Genomic DNA, 18,895 nt, shown 5'->3' with positions numbered 1-18,895 from the left:
CTCGGTCTAAGGGAGGATTTTGTAGTAAATTCTTGCAAAGTTCGAGAATACTGATATAATGAAACTATAAAACTTTGACTATTTTTGACCTTTAATTATTTCTATAAATAGCTTGCACACTAAAAGAAAAGAGGTATCTGCATGCTTTGTCAAAATTGTAAAATCAATGAATCTACGATTCACCTTTATACCAATGTAAATGGCCATAAACAGCAGGTGGATTTGTGCCAAAACTGCTACCAAATCATGAAAACAGACCCCGAACATTCCTTGTTCGGTGGAATTGCTAATGCCAACAATCACGGAACAGATCCTATCGATGACTTCTTCAATAGCCTCAGCAATTTTCAACAGCCTCAGGAACCAACTACTCCTCCTACCCAATCTGGCGGAGCCTATGGAGGCAGTGGCGGCTACGGTTCCAATCCCAGCAAGGGAGGCCAGCCTCAGCCAGCTCCGCAAAAACCAAAAGGTTTGCTGGAAGAATATGGTATCAATGTGACTGAATTGGCTCGCCAAGGCGAGATTGATCCTGTTATTGGCCGTGATGAAGAAATCGTCCGTGTCATTGAAATCCTCAACCGCCGCACCAAAAACAATCCTGTTCTCATAGGAGAGCCAGGAGTCGGAAAAACTGCCGTGGTGGAAGGTCTGGCCCAGAAAATTGTCGATGGTGATGTGCCTCATAAACTCCAAGGCAAGGAAGTTATCCGCCTAGACGTTGTCAGCTTAGTACAGGGAACTGGTATCCGTGGCCAATTTGAGGAGAGAATGCAGAAGCTCATTGATGAGATTCGTTCTCGTCAGGATGTCATTCTCTTCATTGATGAAATCCATGAAATTGTCGGAGCAGGCTCTGCTGGCGATGGCAATATGGACGCTGGGAACATCCTCAAACCAGCTCTGGCTCGCGGAGAACTCCAGATGGTCGGAGCAACCACTCTCAATGAATACCGTATCATCGAGAAGGATGCTGCGCTGGAGCGCCGTATGCAGCCCGTTAAGGTAGACGAGCCGACGGTTGAAGAAACCATTACCATCCTCAAAGGGATTCAGAAAAAATACGAAGACTACCATCATGTCAAGTACACAGATGCGGCTATTGAAGCTGCTGCCCTTCTCTCCAACCGCTACATCCAAGACCGCTTCCTACCAGACAAGGCTATTGACCTTTTGGATGAGGCTGGTTCTAAGATGAATCTGACCCTCAACTTCGTTGATCCCAAGGTCATTGACCAACGTCTGATTGAGGCCGAAAACCTCAAGGCTCAGGCAACCCGCGACGAAGACTTCGAGAAGGCGGCTTACTTCCGCGACCAGATTGCTAAGTACAAGGAACTCCAGCAGACAAGTGTACTAGACAAGGATACTCCGATTATCAGTGAGAAAACGATTGAGCACATCGTTGAGCAAAAGACAAATATTCCAGTTGGCGACCTCAAAGAAAAGGAACAGTCTCAACTAGTCAATCTCGCCAGCGACCTAAAGGCCCATGTCATCGGTCAAGACGATGCCGTGGATAAGATTGCCAAGGCTATCCGCCGCAACCGGGTCGGACTAGGAAGTCCTAATCGCCCAATCGGTAGCTTCCTCTTTGTCGGACCTACTGGTGTCGGTAAGACTGAGCTGTCTAAGCAACTAGCCATTGAGCTCTTTGGCTCGGCTGACAGTATGATTCGCTTTGATATGAGTGAATACATGGAGAAACACAGCGTGGCCAAGCTGGTCGGTGCCCCTCCGGGCTATGTTGGTTATGATGAAGCTGGTCAATTGACTGAGCGCGTCCGCCGCAATCCATACTCACTCATTCTGCTGGATGAGGGGGAAAAGGCCCATCCCGATGTTATGCACATGTTCCTGCAGGTTCTGGATGATGGCCGCCTGACTGATGGCCAAGGCCGGACTGTCAGCTTCAAGGACACCATTATCATCATGACATCTAATGCCGGTACTGGCAAAGCTGAAGCCAGCGTTGGCTTTGGAGCAGCGCGTGAAGGCCGCACCAACTCCGTTTTGGGTGAATTGGGCAACTTCTTCAGTCCTGAGTTTATGAACCGCTTTGATGGCATTATCGAATTCCAGGCGCTCAGCAAGGACAACCTGCTGCAAATCGTCAACCTTATGCTGGACGATGTCAATCAACGTTTGGCAACCAACGACATTCATCTGGATGTTACGGAGAAGGTCAAGGAAAAATTGGTTGATTTGGGCTACGATCCGAAAATGGGGGCTCGCCCACTGCGCCGTACCATTCAGGACCATATCGAAGATGCTATTACTGACTTCTATCTGGAAAATCCAAGCGAAAAAGATCTCAAAGCTATCATGACCAGCAATGGCAAGATTCTCATCAAGTCAGCCAAGAAAAAAGAAAGCACAGAGTCAGTTAATTCATCACAAGAAGAAAAATAAATGTCGACAAAATAGAGCAGAAAACAGTTAGTTTTCTGCTCTATTTCTTTATTGATCCTTCTGAACCCTATAGCGCAGAATTGTTTTCAGCTTGCTAGGGTCTGTCCGATTCAGATTATTGAGATAGATTTCTCTATGAGTGTTTGAAATCCGTGTCAGCTGGTGATTCTGGCAAAAGGTATCCATTTTAGCGAAGGAGTGAGGTTCTTCGTCAAAAGGTCCTAGGTGCAGCATGGCGACACACACTCCTTCCGTCATTTCTTCAAAGCGAATCTCATCATAGAGAGGATTAGGCTTTTTGACACGGACTTGTTCTAGGGCCTTTTTCACCATCTCTCCAGTGATAAAGTCTGGCTGCCCAATCATAATAGTATAGATCAATTCTTCTTTAATGAGTTCTCCTGCTCGCTCTTGCTGCCAAAGTCCTTCCAAGGGATAGACTGTAAAATCAGTAAATTCTTTCTCGGCCGCTGTCTTTTTGTAGTTCATCTTGATAGCATAGGCTAAACTGTACAGAGCACCAACTCGTTCCGAAAAGTCAGCAGCATTAGGATCGCCCTTGCCGTCAATCATGATAAAAGACTGGGCAGGAACATCTATGAGACATGGTTCAGACTTGATTTGATAGATTTCTCGATTGGCTTTTCTCCATTCATATTTCATGAGAGAGCCCTCCTTTCTTTACTACAAACAGTATAGCAAAGAAAAGCTGACAACCTCTGTCAGCTTTTATAAATATCGGCAATTGCTTTTAACTTTTCTTTGAATTCTTCCCTTAACCGAGGCGGCTCCAAAATTTCAACTCCATCCAAAAAGGATAGCAAGTAGGTATAAAGACTATCGTGACTCGGCAAATGCGTTTGGACATAAAGGCTCCCATCACTTTCCTCTATCTCTGCTTCTGAAAACTCCTCGTACACCCGAAAGGCATGTTTCTTGTCAAATTTCAAAATGACTTTCACAGCATCTCCTAGCCACTCCTCGGGGCTAAATTTCTCATCCAAGACTCTCTGCTTAAATCGTTCCTCTAACATCTGACAGTCTCTCATTCTGCTGAGTTTAAAAAAGCGCGGAGCTTGTCTTAAGCGACAAAAGCCAGCAACATACCAGTTTTGGCTTTTAAATACTAACTTCAGCGCCTCTATCTTGCGCTGCTCTCTTTCTCCACGCCCATTCAAATAAGAAAAAGACAAGACTCTTCTTTGCAAGATTGCCTGCTTAATAGTATCAAACAGTTCTTTCTGATCTGCTTTTTTGCGCCAGTCAGTGAAATCCACCTCCAGCCAGGAAGTTGCCTGAACTTGAAACAAGGACTGTAGCTTAGACAGGGTCTCTACTTGCTCGCCATCTGTTAAAATCTGCAAGCCTTGAAGAGCAGCTAATAGCTCATCCCTCTCAGACTCTGAAAATAAGGCCTTGTCTAAGACAAAATCCTTCATCAGAAAAATACCCCCGCCCTTGCCTGGGTTGCAATAGATAGGGATTCCTACCAAACTCAGCTTGTCCACATCTCGATAGATGGTCCGAATGGATACTTCAAATAGTGAGGCCAATTCGGGAGCTGTTGTGCGGCCCTGCTCTAAAAGAAGATATAGGATTTTAAAAAGTCTGCTTTCTGTCATAAAACCACCTCGCTCCTATTATAACAATTTCTTCTAAAAATGTTTTACCATTCCTATAAAGAAGAGTTTTCTAAACGGTCGGAGGAAGGAATTTATTATTTGAAGGGGATTTCTTTCAAGGACTATCATTCTTTTTCTGTCCAATAAACCGAGTAAATTCTTGACAGCTGGGCCTTAGTCCATTATGATAGATAGTAAACTGACTAGAGATTGAGGATATTAGAATGACAAATCCAACCTTTGGTGAAAAGGAAGCAAATGTAGAATATGTGACCCGTTACGGAGTCTATGCCGTTATCCCAGACGAGAAGAAAGAAAAGATTATTTTGATTCAGGCGCCTAACGGGGCTTGGTTTCTGCCCGGTGGAGAGATTGAAGAGGGGGAAAACCATCAGACTGCCCTTGAACGCGAGCTGATGGAAGAACTTGGATTCACAGCCCAGCTTGGACGCTATCTTGGACAGGCTGATGAATATTTTTACTCTCGCCATCGCGACACCCATTTCTACAACCCGGCATACCTGTATGAGGTCACCTCTTTCCAAGAAGTCCAAAAACCGTTGGAAGATTTCAATCAGTTGGCCTGGTTCCCCGTCGATGAAGCTATCGAAACACTCAAACGTGGCAGCCATAAATGGGGTATCCAAACTTGGAAAAATGCGCTTAAAGCTTAAAGAAATCATTCACAATTCATAGCAAACATGTTATAATAATAGCAGGTATAAAGCAGGAGGAAATCGTATGAAGCTTATTAATACAACAAACAGTCATGCTGACCTTGTCAAAAGCCAATTGGAAAGCACCGATGCGATATTAGTCGAAGTTTATTCTGCTGGAAACAGCGATGTTGTTTTTACACAAGCTCCTCTTCACTATGAAATTTTGATTTCAAACATGCACCGTGCTGTACGCGAACAGGAAATCGAAAAAATCAGAGAATTTTTCTTGAAGAGAAAAATTGATGCAAATACTATTGATAGAGCTGCTATCCGCACGATTTACGCTAATAATCTAATCGAAATTTCCATTCCTGTTAAACAGTAAAACTAAGGCTATTGCCTTAGTTTTTTTATTGTTTATAGATCATGGTAATATGAGGTGTCGATTCAAAAATAAAGGGTTGGCCAACTGATTTGAAGCCATACTTTTCATAGAGAGCAGCCACCTGAACCTGAGACTCTATTTCAATTTCCTTTCCTGGCCATTTTTCAGCACATAATTGCAGGATTTCTCTGATAAGCTGTCCTCCTAAGCCCTGTCCTCGTGCAGACTGAGCTGTGACTACTCGACCAAAGACTAAATGCTCTCCCTCTTCAAAGACACGGGCATAAGCATCAATTTCCCCTTGTTTATTAGCATGGTAAACATGCACTGCTTCTAGGTCCTTCTCATCCAGCTCATGATAAATGCGCTCCTGCTCCACCACAAAGGTGTCAATGCGCAATTTTAAGATTTGATAAAATTCTATCGAGTTCAGCTCTGTTAATTTTTTCCTAGACCACATACTTGTTTCCTCTATCTTTTTAATGTATAATAAATGCAAATGCAACTATCAAGGAGTTCCTATGGATTACCGTCAACTTTTCCGGCAAATGGGCTTTATTTCTAGACAAGCCATGATGAAAATGAATCAAAAAGCCAGTAACTACGGCCTAGACAATAATTTGTTTCTACTGCTCATTCGTATCGTCGAAAATGAAGGTCTCAGCCAGTCACAACTGGCAGAACTGGTGCAGATTGACAAGACTACTCTCAGCCGTTCTCTAGGAAAGCTGGAAGATAGAGGCTTAATTATCAAAAAGACCAAAGCTCAAAATAAGAAGTTCAAAGAGCTCTATCCTAGCAGTCAGGCTCTCAAACTCTACGACCAACTGATTGGCTTTGAAAATACCTACGCCAGTCAGGCGCTGCAGCAACTGACTTCCTCTGAGCTCTTTCAGCTTCAAAACATTTTGGCTAAAATAAGCACTCCTAAGTTATAAGTAGTATAACAGAAAACAGTTGCAAACGCAACTGTTTGTTTTTGCTAATTTAGTTTTAAATTAACAAATTTTCAAATCAATCTATCTAAAAAACGGCTTACCACTAAAGGGCAAAGCCATTTTTTATTTTGGAAAACTTACTTGCTCTCAAAGCCTTCTGCGACAGCTTGAACAAAGTTTTCTTCTAAAATTTCTGCACAGTGGTCACAGACAAGAGCTTGATAGCTGCGCTCTTTAACTGTGGTATCAATGCGACGGCAGCGATCACAGACTTGCCCCTGCGCATGCTCTACAACAAAAGCTACATCTTCAAAGACTAGAGCGCCTTCTGGAGCAGGTCCTTCAGCAATCGTTAATTGTGAAACAATAAGAAGCTGTGCCACATCGCTGTTAACTGCTTCCAGCAAGGTCTTGATGACTTCATTCGGATAGACAGTCAGATGTGCTTCCAACGATTTCCCAATAACCTTCTCATTGCGGGCTTCTTCCAAGGCTTTCTGAGCCTGACTGCGGAAGTCCATAAAGGCAGACCAAGTGTCCAAGATTTCTTCTTGATTTGGGAAAGTCTGAGCTTCTGGCAATTCGGATAACTGAATAAATTCTTCACCTTCATGCTCCAAATAAGACCAGATTTCTTCTGCCGTGTGCGGCAAGATTGGAGTCAACAGCTTGGTGATTTTAACCAAAATATCATAGAAGACAGTCTGCATCTGACGACGTTCCAATGATTTAGCTGCTTCGATATAGACGACATCTTTGGCAAAGTCCAGATAGAAAGCAGACAAGTCAACGGTCACAAAGTTAACAATCGCTTTATAAATAGTTAGAAACTCAAAGTCTGCGTAAGCCTTGCGAATAGCCTCTACTAATTGATTGAAGCGGATAGTCATGTATTTATCAACAGAGCGAAGTTCTTCGTAAGCTACAGCATCCTCAGCTGGATTAAAGTCAGAGGTATTGGCAATCAAGAAACGCAAGGTATTCCGAATCTTACGGTAGGTTTCAGAAACTTGACCCAAGATATCCATAGAGATACGAACGTCGTTGCTAGAGTCTACACTGGTTACCCAGAGACGCAAGATTTCCGCACCAAATTGTTTTTCCACATCACTTGGAGCAATTGTATTTCCAAGGGATTTAGACATCTTTTCACCCTTACCATCTAAGGCAAATCCTTGTGACAAGATTTGTTTGTAAGGAGCCACGCCATGGTTAGCAACTGATGTGATAAGAGATGAGTTAAACCAACCACGGTATTGGTCAGAGCCTTCTAGGTAAAGATCAGCCGGATAAGTCAATTCTGGACGGTTAACCAAAACCCCATTCCATGATGAACCTGAGTCAAACCAAACGTCCATGATGTCCGTTTCCTTGGTAAATTCGCCGTTTGGAGAACCTGGATGAGTAAATCCTTCTGGTAAGAGGTCTTTGGCTTCACGCTTCCACCAGACGATAGAGCCGTGCTCCTCAAAGAGCTGAGCTACGTGCTCGATGGTTTCGGCCGTCATGATTGGTGTTCCGTCTTCGGCATAGAAGATTGGCAACGGCACACCCCAAGCCCGCTGACGAGAGATAACCCAGTCACCACGGTCACGAATCATATTGTAGAGACGTACTTTACCCCATTCAGAATGGAATTTAACCTTGTCAATTTCATCTAAAATTTCTTGACGGAATTTAGAAACAGATGCAAACCACTGTGGTACTGCCCGCCAGATGATTGGCTTCTTAGTACGCCAGTCAAATGGATAAGAGTGAGAAATTTCTTCCTGAGCAAGGAGCAAATCACCAAGCTTTTCAATAACCGTCGGCACAACCTTATCATAGAACTGGCCTTCAAAGTCAGGACCAGCATTTTCCATCATGATACCGCGCTCATTGACTGTCACAGCAACTTCCAGTCCATTGGCTACACCGACATGGTAGTCGTCCTCACCAAAACCAGGCGCTGTATGAACGATACCGGTACCAGAGTCAGTCGTAACGTGGTCACCCAGGATAACAAGTTCATCTACAGCAGTATCCCATGGGTGAACTGTCACGATCTGGTTTAATTCTTGACCACGGTAGGTAGCTAAAACTTGAACATCGGCCCAGCTAAATTTCTCAGACAGACTATTCAACAATTCTGAAGCAACCACAAACTTACGAGATTCACCAGCTGGTTGAACGACTACGTAATCAATATCTGCTCCAACAGTCAAACCACGAGAAGCTGTAATAGTAAACGGAGTTGTTGTCCATACGACGATGTAAGTATCTGTGTCCAGTACCCCTTTTCCGTCTTTAACTCGGTTGGCATAGTAAAGAGATGTGGAAACCAACTCATGGTATTCAATTTCCGCTTCAGCCAAAGCTGACTCAGAAGACCAAGACCAGTAAACGGGCTTAGCGCCACGATAGATATAACCTTTTTTAGCCATTTCGCCAAAGACGCGGATCTGAGCGGCTTCATAATCGGGAGTTAAGGTCACATATAGATTTTCCCAATCACCTGACATACCTAAGCGCTTGAAATCATCACGTTGTTTGTACACTTGAGAAAGAGCGTATTCATGGCAAAGTTTCAAGTACTCAACCAAGTCCATTTCTTTACGTTTGACACCTTGTTTTGCCAAGACTTGCTCGATTGGCAAACCATGTGTATCCCAACCTGGAATATACGGTGCATAAAAACCAGTCATGGATTTTGAACGAATGATAATATCTTTAGAAATATGGTTCATGGCGTGGCCAACGTGAATATTCCCGTTAGCGTATGGCGGGCCATCATGTAGGATAAAGTGCGGCTTGCCTTCGTTCAGTTCCTGACGGCGTTGATACAGCTTAGCTTGATCCCATTCCTTCTGCCAGAGAGGCTCCTTATTTGGAAGACCGGCCCGCATAGGGAAAGCAGTTTTTCCAAGGTTAAGTGTTTCTTTCAGTTTCATTCTATTCCTCTTTATTTTTAAAATTACAAATTAAAAACCGCAAACTTCTCCAAAAAGGACGAAAATTCGCGGTACCACCTTTGTTTAGGCAAGACAATTGCATGATGCTCCTCTTGCCCCTCTTTGTCCGTAACGTGGACTGCCGTCTCATCCTACTGATTTCAGACGAAAGTTCTGTAAAATGATAGCCCAAGCAAGATGGACTGCAGATCTTTCACCATCATCTGCTCGCTGAAAGTATTTTGCTTGGTCTGTGTTTTTACAATCTTAATTTCTTTAAAAATTATAAAATATTTACTGGAACTTTTTGTTCCCCATTTGTATCATCATCGTGATGATCAGCTTCTGAGTTCTCCCCAGCTGCGTGAGCTTCTATATCTTCATCGCTGAGCGGAGAAAAAGCTTGGGTCGCAGCTAATTCACGGTTAGCAGCTTCAATGCGCTCTTGCAACTCAGCCATTTCCTCTGGAGAAAATTGACGAGTAACATCCACTTCTTCCTCACGAACAACTGCTTCTTCTCCCAGAACCTCCGATACAACCTCCTTGAAAGCTTCATCGCTGGTTTGCAGATAAGTAGCTGTCGGACGAAGGATTTCTTCCCATTCAGACGAATCCACAATGCTGAGTTGGCTCTCAATGGTTGATTTCAAACGTTGATGGAAGACACGTGTTTTGTTTTTCAGTTCTTCTGTTTCAATGGCTACTTTCTTAGCATTGTCCGCTGCCTGACGCAAAATTTCATCAGCCTTATACTTAGCTCCATCCAACAAATGCTGTGCATCCTGCTCTGCCTGACGAACAATATTTGTAGATCGCTCATTGGCAGCAACCTTAACGCGCTCAGCCGTATCTTGAGCAATCAAAACAGACTGGCTGAGAGAGTCTTTCATCTCATCAAAATATGTCAGACGCTCTTCAAGATTGCGAATTTTTGCTTCTTTTTCGTGGTTTTCACGAACCAAGTCCTCATAATCGCGGACAACGATGTCAAGGAATTCATCTACCTCTTCAACATCATAGCCTCTAAACTTGGTTCCAAAGGATTTATCTTTAATTTCTAATGCTGTAAGTGTCATAGTTCCTCCTCATTTACTAGCTAATAATTCAACAGTTAACTTATGTTTTCCATTCTTGGAAAGGCCATTTTCTCTTAAAACCTTAAATCTTCCAAATCGTCTAACGCTAATCAAGTCTTCAAGCCCGACCTGCTGGCTGGGATTGTCATTAACAGCATAGTTCATTTTCACATGCTTGCCAGAAATCAGCTGAGCAGCCTGACTCCTTGATAACTTAAAGGTACTAGCTACCAACTTGTCCAAGCGAAGGCTAGATGCTAAAATTTCTCTGGTGACAGACTGCTTCTGCTCTTTCAACTGCTCTGCAAAGGATACTTCCTTTAATTTGACAGGCATCTTTGCAACTTTGGTGACATGATCTATAAAATACTGGGCCAGTCTTTTATCTACAAAGAGCTGAGCACGGTCTCCAACTACAAGAATATCGCCAAAGGTCCGTCTTTCAATCCCTAAATGATTGAGCAAGGTTCCCATAATCTGCGAATGAATGATTTTATAAAATTTGCTTGCATAGGAAATTTCCAGCAAGCTCAATTCAAAATCATCCATATTCAGTTGGTAATAAGAAGGCGCCACAAGAACTCTTGCCAGTTCACTTGGAAAATAATCCGAACTAGCAAAGACTTGCACATCATATTGCTTGCCAATATTCTTCAGGATTGAGACCTGATGGGGATTCAGAAAAGACGTTGTTTCAAAGGCATAGGTATCTTGAACACGCTGAAGCAGCTCCAAACTCCTATCAATAAACTCTCGATCCTCATGCGAAAAGTGTTGATATAAATCTTTCATCATAATAACATTAGTAAGACGCTTATTAAATAAAAGACCACACGATTTAAAAGGTTTAAAGCCAGAATTGCAACCCAAACGGTAAAATCCAGCCCTGCAAACTGCAAGGGAAGACGGCGGAAAAGTTTTAAATACGGTTCTACAATGAGTGTTAGAAACTCTCCGAATTTGGTTTGATAGGCTCCTGGAAACCAAGATAGAAGTGCATAGACAATCAAGGCAATGCTATAAAGATCGAAAAGATTAGAGATGGCACGAATTACAAAATATAACATATCTCTTATCTACTACGCTTCATATCAAAGTCGAATTCGCTGATTTCAACATCGTTTGGCAGGCGGATATCTTCCACATTTACCACTACATTAATCGGAGTCAGCAAATACATAGTGCTTGCAACTTTTTTCAAATTCCCAGCCAAGACATAACGAGCACCATCTAAGTAGTCTAAACAGCGACGAGCCTGTACCTCAGTCATATACTGGAAGTCAATCAGAATGCTTTCATTGGCCAAAAGCAGATCAACAATTTCAGTCGCTTCCTCATATCTCCTCGGATAACGAACATCAATCGTAATCTTCTCATCCGCATTTGCACGGTGCTGAGCCAATTCCTGCTGACGTGCATGCAGTCTGGTAATATTCTCTGTCGAAGATTTCTGTTGTGGCTGTGGTTTAGGCTGTGGCTTGGCCGCAGCAACCGGACGAGGAGCTGGCTTGCTCTCTCTGACTGGCTTAGGCTGAACCAATTCAGGCTTCTGCTTAACAGGCGCCGCAGGTCTGCTGACAGTCTGCTCCTGAACCTCAGTCTCATCTCCATCTTCTGTAAAATAATCTATAAATTTATCAAATCTATCTTTTAATGACATATTTCTTTCCTATTTAAAAAATGCTGTACCGATTCTGACATAGGTCGAGCCATGGACAATTGCTTCTGGATAATCACGGCTCATTCCCATGCTTAATTCAGAAAAGGGCATATTATTTAACTGTTTCTTTTTTAATTCTTTTTGTAGTTGATGAGCCTTTTCAAAAATTTGGTTCAGCTCCTCATGACTAGCTTCAAACGGAGCCATAGTCATCAATCCCACAATTTGAACATTCTCTAATTTTTCAAGTTCAGGCAGGACAACTTCAAGTTCTTCAATCAAAAAGCCATGCTTGCTCTCTTCTTTAGAAATATTCACCTGCAGAAAACATTTAATCACATGTTCAGCCCGTTTGTCAATCTCCTTGGCCAATTTCACAGAATCTAAAGCGTGAAAGTAATCAACATAGTTAATCACATCCTTGACTTTTCTCCTCTGCAAACTGCCGATCAGGTGCCAGGTCAGATTCTCATCTTTCAGAGCATGGTATTTATCTAGAAATTTATCTACCCGATTTTCTCCGACATGCTGAATACCTGTACGAACAAGCTCCTGAGTTGTTTCGCAGTCAACATATTTGGTAACTGCAATGATATTTACTGAATCTTTCAAACGCTGGGCTTGCTCCGCCGCTTGAGCGACGGACTGAAAGACCAACTCTTTATTATTCTGCAAATTCATGATCTAGATTAACGATTTCTGAAGAACGGAGGTGTTTCCAATTCATCATCATCTTCATTAGTTTCTGCATAGCGCTCCACGCGGGCTGACGAACTTGGTTCAGCCTGACGAACAATCGCTTCGCGGCGAAGATCCCAATCACCAAAGGCTGAACCTTTAGGCGCATCCGTTCTTTGACGGCTTGGAGCAGGAATATCAACCGTTTCGGTCATATCAAAGTTTCGTTCAAACTGCCCTGAGCGAACTTCGCGGTTTGGCTCAACTTGCTGCGGACGGCTTGGGCCAGTAGGCTGCTGTGTCTGACGAATACCGCTGACCTTTTCAACCTTGTCCTGACGGACACCAGTAGCCACAACAGTCACGCGGATTTCATCCTTCATGGACTCATCAATAGCAGTACCGAGCCAGATGTTCACACCATGACCTGCTGCTTGGTTGACAATTTCTGAAGCTTCTTCTGCTTCAATCAGAGTCATATCTAAGCCACCAGTAACGTTGACAATTACGTCCTCTGCACCATCAATGGTTGTTTCCAAAAGAGGTGAGTAGATGGCTTTGCGAGCAGCTTCGATGACGCGTTCTTCACCACTACCAACACCAATCCCCATCAGAGCATTACCCTTGTCTGCCATAACTGTTTTTACATCGGCAAAGTCAAGGTTAATCAGCCCTGGGCTGGTAATTAAGTCGGTAATCCCTTGGACACCTTGGCGAAGAACATTATCTGCTTCACTGAGTGCTTCAAGGAGTGGAGTCTTCTTGTCTACAATTTCAAGCAAGTTGTTATTTGAGATAATCAAGAGTGTGTCAACATGCTCGCGAAGTTCGTTGATTCCCTCTACCGCAAAAGTTCCACGCTTGCTTCCTTCAAAACCAAAAGGACGTGTAACTACAGCAACAGTCAGAGCACCAACATTTTTGGCGATACGAGCGATTACTGGAGCAGCACCTGTCCCAGATCCACCACCCATACCAGCAGTGATGAAGACCATATCTGCTCCTTGCAGAGCTTCAGTCAGGACTTCTTCGCTTTCTTCAGCAGCCTTGCGGCCAACTTCAGGCTGACCTCCAGCACCGAGTCCGCGAGTCAGCTTAGGACCGAGCTGAATAACTGTTTCAGCTTTGGCACTGCTAAGAGCTTGAACATCTGTATTTGCTGCGATGAATTCAACACCAGCAACACCTTCATCAATCATTCGGTTGATGGCATTGCCGCCACCTCCACCGACACCAATAACTTTAATTACTGCGCCTTGTGCAGCAGCAGCGTCAAATGAAAATGTCATATTCTCTGTATTCTCCTTAATCAAACATTTTGCCAATTAGGTTGCGCATCCGATCTGTAATACCGGTTTTTGGTTCTTGGTTTGGCACATCAGTACTGGCAACTGGAACTTCTTGGACCGGTTCCTCAGGAATCTCATCAGCTGGTTGAGGTTCAAAGCGCGGTACTGACTGAGCAGGACGCTCAAAGGATACAGGTCGATGGCGCAGTTGCTCATCACCATGAACAGCAACCTGAGCCAGCATATCCACATCTGTTAAGTTTCCAGCATACTCTGACAGACTGATAACATGTGCAAAGGCTGGATTGCGAATGCCGATTTGATTTGGCACATAAAGCTTCACATTCACGCCAAACACTTCCTGAGCCAGCTCAACCACTCCTGGAAGAATAGCTGCTCCACCAATAATCACAATACCACCTGGCAACTCGAGAAGATGCCTTCTATCCAAATCGCGTTTGATTTGCTCAAAAATGTGTTGGATACGAGCAGAAATAATTTCAGCCAGATACTTTTCAGTTACTTCAACCGGCTCAATCTCGCCAATCACTTCTACTTGGAAGGACTCTGTGCCAGCTTCAGGAACATAAGCAGAACCATAGTTAAACTTGAGACTTTCAGCCAACTTCTGTGAAGTCTTCAAAACCTTGGAGATATCCTTAGTTACGTAGTCGCCGCCTTCTTGGTATATATTCGTATATTGAAGTTCTTGACCTCTAACAGAAGCCACTGTAGTTTGGCCGCCACCCATATCAATAACAGTTGCCCCAAACTCACGTTCCCCTTCGTTCAAGATTGACTTAGTCATCGCCAATGGGGAGATAATAACGTTCTCAAGCTGAACTCCCGCGCGCTCCACTGTCTTGCGGAGGTTGTGGAGAATAGTCCGTGGTCCAGTATAGAGAAGACCACGCATTTCTAAGCGAATCCCCATCATGCCGCGTGGGTCACGAATCCCTTGGAAACCATCCACTACAAACTCTTCTGGGATGAAAGTAATCACTTCGCGGTCAGGAGTCATACTCTTAGTCAGAGCAGATCTAACAACATTCTCTACATCTGTATCTGTGATTTCCTTAGAATCACTAGTCACAGGAATCATACCCTGAGTAGGCTCAATCTGTAAGAGATTAGCCGGAAGTCCGACATTAACTAAACCAATTGAAATGCCTGCCTTTTCTTCTGCTTGAGAAATAGCTGTCTTAATGGCAGCAGCAGCAGCCTCAATATCAACAATAATTCCATCTTTAACGCCAGCGCTTTTTGCATTGCTGACCCCAATAACATTCATTTCATCGTTGATGTGCTCTGCCACCAACACTTTAATTGAGCTAGTTCCTATATCTAATCCAGTAAAAAAGCCGTCTCTAGCCATTACACCAGTCCTCTCTATCTTCCATGTTTCCGGTCTATACTAATAACGCTAAAAATTAGAGTTACCCAAACTTTATTATAACATAAAGAAAATGAAATTGCGCAGTTTTTCTACATATAATTTAGCGATTTTCGGTATTTCCCGGGTTTTCTGTTGAATTTTGCGGCTCTGCAGGTTCTTGTTCCTGACTTTCTGTCACCTGCCCAGCCGCTTGCTCTGTTTGCTGTCCAGTCGGGTCCTCTTCTGTTTTCTGCTTTTCTTCGTCAGAAGAAGACGGCTCGTTTTGAGCTCCTTCAACATAACTAAAAATCCCTGCTTCCATATCTACAACACTAGGTACCCCCTCTTCCAGCTGCGATTGGATTCCCTTGTAATATGGCAGTTTTTTGGCAATATGTGAAATTGGTACCAAAATTTTATTGCCATCATGCATGGTCAGCGTAACCAAGTCCGGTGTCACCTTGCTTGGAGTCAACTGAACTGTCTTAATATTTTTCTTGACCGAAGCCGGTACCTTTTCAATTTGAAGAGCAAATTCTTTAATCAATTTTTTATCTGAAAACTCTATCGAAATATGGGTTTCTGGCAAAGAATCTGCAGCAGTCGGGTCCGAAATAATCTCCCCATTTGTCAGAATAGGATAATACTGACCACCCTCATGCAGATAGGCCAGAACTCCGTACTCCTTGACCTTTACCTGAAAAGTAATCGGAAACTGATAAGCCATCTCCAGGTTGTTAATCCAAGGACTAGACGCTTTCATATTGCGGATATGATTACCGCCATTGATAAAGGTTGTTAAAGTATAGTCCTTCTCATCAATCTTACTGCTTTTGAGCAGTTCTTCCTGACTGACCATTTGGTTCCCTGAAAATTTGATAGTCTTCATGGTCGCCAGTGGCGTCAAAAAATAGACTGACAAGAGAAAAATCAAACCACTGCCCAGCAAAACCGGCAGCGCTCGATAAATATGAATCCTCGAGATATGCACCTTAGCAGCTTCTTTTTCTGCCTTTTTCTGAAGTTTCTCCAGTTTTTTGCGCTCTTTCTCGCTCAATTCGGTCTCTAGCTCAGATTCGGATGATTCATCTTCCAAATATTCTGTTTCTTCCTCTTCATAAGTTGAGTCGTCTTCTTCCGTCTCTTCAGCTATTTCTCCGCCTTCGATTGAGTCCTCAGCTTCAGCTTCTTTTACTTCCTCTTCTTCCAGCTCCTTCTGCTTACTTGCTTCTTCCTGAGCCTTCTTTTCAAGATATTCTTTGTTTCGTTTCTGCCATTCAGAGAGGTGCTCACTTACCTCTTCCTTTGGCTCATCGTGGTTTTTCTTGCTCATTTCTTTCCCTTGTCAATATCCGCTTTCAATAAAGCATAAAATTCATCTACAGACTTGATTTCCTGAGAATTTTTCATAGCTTGATGATAAGAAGCCTGGTTTGCCAAAAGGTCATCAAGTGCTGCCTGTAAATTGCTCATATCCAGCTGTTCCTCTGCCAATTGCTTGGCATATCCCTTTTTCACAAAATAATCCGCATTTTCAATCTGATCGCCGCGGCTGGCTTCGCGTCCCAGAGGAACGATAATGTGCAGCTTAGCCATGGCCAAGAGCTCAAAGATTGTATTGGAACCGCCGCGAGTCACCACTACATCTGCCAAGTCCATCAAAGGCTGGTAGAGGTCAGTCACATAGGCTCTGCGAAAGAGACGTTCAGACAGAGCATCCAAACTTGCATCGCCTGTCAGATTGATGATGTTATAATGCTCGGTCAGTGCAGCTTGATTCTGGCTGACAAAGTCATTAAAGACCTTGGCACCAGCAGAACCACCAACAAAAAGCAGGGTTGGCAGTTCTTTATCAAAATACTGACGAATTTCTTCCAGTTCCTGCGGTAGGACTGACTCTTGGTTACCGACCTTGGTCACAGCTCCCACATGCTCAATCTTGGTCAGACTGGAAGGTTGCTCAAAGGTTGCATACATCTTGGTCGCACACTTATAAGCGATTTTATTGGCCAAGCCAATGGATAGATCCGACTCATGAACATAAACAGGAACTCCTGACAGCCGGGCTGCAATCACGGGTGGAACGGACACAAAACCTCCCTTAGAAAAGAGAGCCTGCGGCCGCACCTTGAGCATGATGCCCAGCGACTGGAAAATGCCCCAGACGACCTTAAAGCCATCCAGCAGATTCTGCCAAGAAAAGTAGCGGCGAAGCTTGCCCGTAGCTACCGAATGGAAGGTTACATCCAGTCCTGACTTTTGGATTTCTTGATACTCAATACCATGCTTATCGCCAATATAGTGGACCTGCCAGCCTTCTTTGATAAATTTCGGAATCAGGAGAAGGTTGAGGGTTACATGCCCGACCGTTCCTCCGCCTGTAAATACAATCTTTTTCATTTTAACCTTTTAATTCTTCAAATGCAGCGAGAAATTCATCGCCACGAACTTCAAAATTACTATACATATCCCAGCTAGCATTGGCAGGACTAAGCAAGACAATGTCTCCTGGCTCCGCTTGCGCAAAGGCCTTATGAGCTGCATCCCGGACATCAGTCGCATCTAGATAAGAAACACCAGCCTGATCAGCTGCCCTCTTTACACGCGCAGCTGATTGTCCTAAGATTACCATTTTCTTGAGTCCTTTAATATCAGGCACCAACTCGTCAAATTCATTGCCACGGTCCAAGCCACCTGCAATCAGAATCACCTTGCTATTGTCAAAACCAGACAAGGCTTTCTGGGTTGCCAAGATATTGGTAGACTTACTGTCATTATAAAAAGCAACCTCATTTACACGCCCCACATACTGGAGTCGGTGCTTAACACCCCCAAAAGCTGACAAGACTTCTTTGATCGTCTGATTGTCAATGCCACGAAGTTTGGCTACTGCAATCGTAGCCAGAGCATTTTCGACATTATGACTGCCAGGAACGCCGATTTCAGCCGCCTGCATAATCGCTTCTCCACGGAAGGTCAAGACATCACCCTCTAAATAGGCACCATCCACCTTTTCAGTTGTTGAAAAAGGGACAACAGTAGCCTGAGTTTGACTAGCCATTTCCTTTGCCCAATCTTGATTGAAATTCAAAACCAGATAATTATCAGCTGTCATGTTTTTCTGGATATTCCACTTGGCAGCTGCATAGTCCTCAACAGAACCGTGATAATCCAAATGAGTCGGCATGAGGTTAGTAATAACAGCTATTTGCGGATGAAAAGCCTCAATCCCCATCAATTGGAAGGAAGACAATTCCATGACCAGCGTATCTTTGCTGCTGGCTGTTTGGGCTACTTGACTAGCAGGAAAACCGATATTACCAGACAATAAACCGTTTTGACCGCCAGCCGTCAAGACTTGCGCAATCATGGTTGTGGTCGTCGTCTTACCATTTGAACCCGTAATACCAATAATCGGTGCTTCCGAAATGAGATAAGCCAACTCGACTTCAGTAATGACTGGAATCTTCTTCTCCAGAGCTCGAACGACCATGGCATTGTCATAAGGAATACCTGGATTTTTCACCATCAATTCAAAGTCTTCGTCCAGCAACTCCAAGGGATGACCTCCTGTCACCACTTTAATGCCTTCTTCTAGCAAAGATTGGGCAGCAGGATTTTCCTCGAAAGGTTTCCCGTCGTTAACTGTCACGATGGCTCCTAATTTATCTAAAAGGCGAGCTGCTGACTCACCCGACTTGGCCAAACCCAGAACCAAGACCTTCTTATTGGCAAAATTTGCTATATTTTTCATAAGCAACCTCTTCCATTCATACTTCATTCTATTTTACCTTTTTTTGTGAAAATAAAAAAGTCATAGGAGTCTTTTATTTTCGACTGTAAGCAAGTTTTGAAAAAAATGATATGTT

At 43.6% G+C, this 18,895-nt stretch carries 18 protein-coding genes; 4 read left to right on the top strand and 14 right to left on the bottom strand.

Going from position 1 to position 18,895, the window contains the following annotated elements:
* Positions 1 to 141 precede the first annotated feature (141 nt).
* Positions 142 to 2,412: an ATP-dependent Clp protease ATP-binding subunit gene (locus tag HMPREF1150_RS04775; protein ID WP_032905501.1), complete on the top strand. Its 2,271-nt coding sequence runs from the start codon at positions 142 to 144 to the stop codon at positions 2,410 to 2,412.
* 48 nt (positions 2,413 to 2,460) lie between these two features.
* On the opposite strand, the gene HMPREF1150_RS04780 is transcribed toward HMPREF1150_RS04775, so the two are convergent.
* Both HMPREF1150_RS04780 and HMPREF1150_RS04785 read right to left on the bottom strand, forming a co-directional pair.
* On the bottom strand, positions 2,461 to 3,075 hold the full coding sequence (locus HMPREF1150_RS04780) for a GyrI-like domain-containing protein (RefSeq protein ID WP_009659879.1): 615 nt from the start codon (positions 3,073 to 3,075) through the stop codon (positions 2,461 to 2,463).
* Positions 3,076 to 3,134: 59 nt separating this feature from the next.
* Positions 3,135 to 4,034: a YafY family protein gene (locus HMPREF1150_RS04785; RefSeq protein WP_009659884.1), complete on the bottom strand. Its 900-nt coding sequence runs from the start codon at positions 4,032 to 4,034 to the stop codon at positions 3,135 to 3,137.
* Positions 4,035 to 4,258: 224 nt separating this feature from the next.
* On the opposite strand from HMPREF1150_RS04785, the gene HMPREF1150_RS04790 reads away from it, so the two are divergent.
* The gene (locus HMPREF1150_RS04790; RefSeq protein WP_002900905.1) at positions 4,259 to 4,708 is read left to right on the top strand and encodes an NUDIX hydrolase; all 450 of its coding nucleotides are present in this window, start codon (positions 4,259 to 4,261) and stop codon (positions 4,706 to 4,708) included.
* Positions 4,709 to 4,775: 67 nt separating this feature from the next.
* Positions 4,776 to 5,078: a DUF1827 family protein gene (locus HMPREF1150_RS04795; RefSeq protein WP_002898025.1), complete on the top strand. Its 303-nt coding sequence runs from the start codon at positions 4,776 to 4,778 to the stop codon at positions 5,076 to 5,078.
* A gap of 25 nt (positions 5,079 to 5,103) precedes the next feature.
* Here HMPREF1150_RS04795 and HMPREF1150_RS04800 read toward each other — a convergent pair whose 3' ends face one another.
* Positions 5,104 to 5,538, bottom strand: coding sequence for a GNAT family N-acetyltransferase (locus HMPREF1150_RS04800; protein WP_009659940.1), 435 nt, complete (start codon positions 5,536 to 5,538; stop codon positions 5,104 to 5,106).
* 22 nt (positions 5,539 to 5,560) lie between these two features.
* Here HMPREF1150_RS04800 and HMPREF1150_RS04805 point away from each other — a divergent pair, with 22 nt between their 5' ends.
* Complete coding sequence (locus HMPREF1150_RS04805) at positions 5,561 to 6,016, top strand: MarR family winged helix-turn-helix transcriptional regulator (RefSeq protein ID WP_002900910.1); 456 nt, start codon at positions 5,561 to 5,563, stop codon at positions 6,014 to 6,016.
* A 137-nt stretch (positions 6,017 to 6,153) separates the two neighbouring features.
* On the opposite strand, the gene ileS is transcribed toward HMPREF1150_RS04805, so the two are convergent.
* The 11 genes from ileS to murD form a co-directional block, all read right to left on the bottom strand.
* On the bottom strand, positions 6,154 to 8,946 hold the full coding sequence (gene ileS / locus HMPREF1150_RS04810; RefSeq protein ID WP_009659876.1) for an isoleucine--tRNA ligase: 2,793 nt from the start codon (positions 8,944 to 8,946) through the stop codon (positions 6,154 to 6,156).
* 283 nt (positions 8,947 to 9,229) lie between these two features.
* The gene (locus HMPREF1150_RS04815; RefSeq protein WP_004187864.1) at positions 9,230 to 10,024 is read right to left on the bottom strand and encodes a DivIVA domain-containing protein; all 795 of its coding nucleotides are present in this window, start codon (positions 10,022 to 10,024) and stop codon (positions 9,230 to 9,232) included.
* A 9-nt stretch (positions 10,025 to 10,033) separates the two neighbouring features.
* Positions 10,034 to 10,819: an RNA-binding protein gene (locus HMPREF1150_RS04820; RefSeq protein ID WP_009659860.1), complete on the bottom strand. Its 786-nt coding sequence runs from the start codon at positions 10,817 to 10,819 to the stop codon at positions 10,034 to 10,036.
* On the bottom strand, positions 10,816 to 11,091 hold the full coding sequence (locus HMPREF1150_RS0111225) for a YggT family protein (protein ID WP_032905498.1): 276 nt from the start codon (positions 11,089 to 11,091) through the stop codon (positions 10,816 to 10,818). Before HMPREF1150_RS0111225 ends, HMPREF1150_RS04820 begins: the two co-directional genes overlap by 4 nt.
* A 5-nt stretch (positions 11,092 to 11,096) precedes the next feature.
* Positions 11,097 to 11,684 (bottom strand): cell division protein SepF, encoded by a 588-nt coding sequence (locus HMPREF1150_RS04825; RefSeq protein ID WP_002896164.1) that lies wholly within the window; start codon positions 11,682 to 11,684, stop codon positions 11,097 to 11,099.
* Positions 11,685 to 11,693: 9 nt separating this feature from the next.
* Positions 11,694 to 12,365 carry a YggS family pyridoxal phosphate-dependent enzyme gene (locus tag HMPREF1150_RS04830; RefSeq protein WP_009659853.1) on the bottom strand — a complete coding sequence of 224 codons (672 nt, stop codon included), beginning with the start codon at positions 12,363 to 12,365 and terminating at the stop codon, positions 11,694 to 11,696.
* Between the two features lie 8 nt (positions 12,366 to 12,373).
* Positions 12,374 to 13,651, bottom strand: a complete 1,278-nt coding sequence (gene ftsZ / locus HMPREF1150_RS04835; RefSeq protein ID WP_002900919.1) for a cell division protein FtsZ — start codon at positions 13,649 to 13,651, stop codon at positions 12,374 to 12,376.
* A gap of 16 nt (positions 13,652 to 13,667) precedes the next feature.
* On the bottom strand, positions 13,668 to 15,026 hold the full coding sequence (gene ftsA, locus HMPREF1150_RS04840; protein WP_009659888.1) for a cell division protein FtsA: 1,359 nt from the start codon (positions 15,024 to 15,026) through the stop codon (positions 13,668 to 13,670).
* A 121-nt stretch (positions 15,027 to 15,147) separates the two neighbouring features.
* Positions 15,148 to 16,359, bottom strand: a complete 1,212-nt coding sequence (locus HMPREF1150_RS04845; RefSeq protein ID WP_009659968.1) for a cell division protein FtsQ/DivIB — start codon at positions 16,357 to 16,359, stop codon at positions 15,148 to 15,150.
* Complete coding sequence (locus tag HMPREF1150_RS04850) at positions 16,356 to 17,426, bottom strand: UDP-N-acetylglucosamine--N-acetylmuramyl-(pentapeptide) pyrophosphoryl-undecaprenol N-acetylglucosamine transferase (protein ID WP_009659874.1); 1,071 nt, start codon at positions 17,424 to 17,426, stop codon at positions 16,356 to 16,358. Before HMPREF1150_RS04850 ends, HMPREF1150_RS04845 begins: the two co-directional genes overlap by 4 nt.
* A gap of 1 nt (position 17,427) precedes the next feature.
* The gene (gene murD, locus HMPREF1150_RS04855) at positions 17,428 to 18,780 is read right to left on the bottom strand and encodes a UDP-N-acetylmuramoyl-L-alanine--D-glutamate ligase (protein ID WP_009659859.1); all 1,353 of its coding nucleotides are present in this window, start codon (positions 18,778 to 18,780) and stop codon (positions 17,428 to 17,430) included.
* Positions 18,781 to 18,895: the final 115 nt, after the last annotated feature.

The sequence above is a fragment of the Streptococcus sp. AS14 genome (assembly GCF_000286495.1).
GTDB classification, from domain to species: domain Bacteria; phylum Bacillota; class Bacilli; order Lactobacillales; family Streptococcaceae; genus Streptococcus; species Streptococcus sanguinis_P.
This window is presented reverse-complemented; position numbering and strand designations above follow the sequence as displayed.